The organism is Streptomyces sp. NPDC047974 (assembly GCF_040653375.1).
Lineage (GTDB): Bacteria > Actinomycetota > Actinomycetes > Streptomycetales > Streptomycetaceae > Streptomyces.
In genome coordinates, this window is the sequence record NZ_JBEZNU010000091.1 from 1 (window position 1) to 2,671 (window position 2,671).

Genomic DNA, 2,671 nt, shown 5'->3' on the forward strand with positions numbered 1-2,671 from the left:
GGGGGTAGAGCACTGTTTCGGCTAGGGGGTCATCCCGACTTACCAAACCGATGCAAACTCCGAATACCTACAAGTGCCGAGCATGGGAGACACACGGCGGGTGCTAACGTCCGTCGTGAAAAGGGAAACAACCCAGACCGTCAGCTAAGGTCCCAAAGTTATGGTTAAGTGGGAAACGATGTGGGAAGGCTTAGACAGCTAGGAGGTTGGCTTAGAAGCAGCCACCCTTTAAAGAAAGCGTAATAGCTCACTAGTCGAGTCGGCCTGCGCGGAAGATGTAACGGGGCTCAAACCATACACCGAAGCTACGGGTATCACCTTCGGGTGATGCGGTAGAGGAGCGTTCTGTAAGCCTGTGAAGGTGAGTTGTGAAGCTTGCTGGAGGTATCAGAAGTGCGAATGCTGACATAAGTAACGATAAAGCGGGTGAAAAGCCCGCTCGCCGGAAGACCAAGGGTTCCTGTCCAACGTTAATCGGGGCAGGGTGAGTCGACCCCTAAGGCGAGGCTGAAAAGCGTAGTCGATGGGAAACAGGTTAATATTCCTGTACTTGGTGTTACTGCGAAGGGGGGACGGAGAAGGCTAGGCTAGCCGGGCGACGGTTGTCCCGGTTTAAGCGTGTAGGGGGTGTGACCTGGTAAATCCGGTTGCATACTAACCCTGAGGCGTGATGACGATGCACTACGGTGCAGAAGTAGTTGATGCCCTGCTTCCAGGAAAATCCTCTAAGCTTCAGGTAACATTAAATCGTACCCCAAACCGACACAGGTGGTTGGGTAGAGAATACCAAGGCGCTTGAGAGAACTCGGGTGAAGGAACTAGGCAAAATGGTGCCGTAACTTCGGGAGAAGGCACGCTGGCATGTAGGTGAAGTCCCTCGCGGATGGAGCTGAAGCCAGTCGAAGATACCAGCTGGCTGCAACTGTTTAATAAAAACACAGCACTCTGCAAACACGAAAGTGGACGTATAGGGTGTGACGCCTGCCCGGTGCTGGAAGGTTAATTGATGGGGTCAGCCGCAAGGCGAAGCTCTTGATCGAAGCCCCAGTAAACGGCGGCCGTAACTATAACGGTCCTAAGGTAGCGAAATTCCTTGTCGGGTAAGTTCCGACCTGCACGAATGGCGTAACGACAGCGGCGCTGTCTCCACCCGAGACTCAGTGAAATTGAAATCGCTGTGAAGATGCAGCGTTCCCGTGGCAAGACGGAAAGACCCCGTGAACCTTTACTATAGCTTTACACTGAACGTTGAGTTCGTCTGTGTAGGATAGGTGGGAGGCTATGAAACTGTGGCGCTAGCTGCAGTGGAGCCATCCTTGAAATACCACCCTGTCGTGCTTGACGTTCTAACCTGGGCCCATTATCTGGGTCGGGGACCGTGTATGGTGGGTAGTTTGACTGGGGCGGTCTCCTCCTAAAGAGTAACGGAGGAGCTCGAAGGTACGCTCAGCGCGGTCGGACATCGCGCACTGTGTGCAAAGGCATAAGCGTGCTTGACTGCAAGATCGACGGATCAAGCAGGTAGGAAACTAGGACTTAGTGATCCGGTGGTTCTGTATGGAAGGGCCATCGCTCAACGGATAAAAGGTACTCCGGGGATAACAGGCTGATACCGCCCAAGAGTTCATATCGACGGCGGTGTTTGGCACCTCGATGTCGGCTCATCACATCCTGGGGCTGTAGTCGGTCCCAAGGGTATGGCTGTTCGCCATTTAAAGTGGTACGCGAGCTGGGTTCAGAACGTCGTGAGACAGTTCGGTCCCTATCTGCCATGGGCGTTGGAGATTTGAGAGGGGCTGCTCCTAGTACGAGAGGACCGGAGTGGACGAACCTCTGGTGTTCCGGTTGTCACGCCAGTGGCATTGCCGGGTAGCTATGTTCGGAAGCGATAACCGCTGAAAGCATCTAAGCGGGAAGCGCGCCTCAAGATGAGTCTTCCCTGGGCCTTTAAGGTCCCTGAAGGAACGTTTAAGACTAAGACGTTGATAGGCTGGGTGTGTAAGTGCAGCGATGCATTGAGCTAACCAGTACTAATGATCCGTGAGGCTTAACCTTACAACACCGAAGGTGTTTTTAGAGAGATTTTCAGCGACGTTCCGAGATTGGTTCTGATGGCTTCATGGAAGTGAGGCGGTTGGAATGAAACAGAATTTGCCTGGCGGCAATAGCGCGGTGGTCCCACCTGACCCCATGCCGAACTCAGAAGTGAAACGCCGTAGCGCCGATGGTAGTGTGGGGTCTCCCCATGCGAGAGTAGGACACTGCCAGGCATCAAATAAAGCCGAAAGCCCTGAACTGACGTTCAGGGCTTTTTGCTATGCGTAAAATGGAAAATCCCCGTTGTAATACGCTTCAGCTTTCATCGTACTGTTTAATATTCATCACAAAACCAACGCATTGTTTCTCTGAATGTCAGATATTCTTCGTCCGCTATTAAGTTTGGCTGTTAACTTATAAATAACAATAAAGTAACAACCAGGGCGGCAGGAAGCCAAATTTCATCATTGTTATGGCTCGGAGAATACATCATGACAGAAACAACCTCGGCTCTTGGGGATGAGCACGGCGTCGAACAGGGGGCGCTGGATAACAAGAAACGCATTTTCGCTATCGTCGGGGCTTCATCAGGCAATCTGGTGGAGTGGTTTGATTTTTACGTTTACTCCTTCTG

General features: G+C 52.2%; 2 rRNA genes. Both read left to right on the forward strand.

From position 1 onward, the window contains the following. Positions 1-2,055: ribosomal RNA gene (locus AB0E19_RS38400) — 23S ribosomal RNA — on the forward strand; the annotation flags it as partial. A 99-nt stretch (positions 2,056-2,154) separates the two neighbouring features. Continuing rightward, positions 2,155-2,270 (forward strand): 5S ribosomal RNA (gene rrf / locus AB0E19_RS38405). The last annotated feature ends 401 nt before the right edge of the window (positions 2,271-2,671 follow it).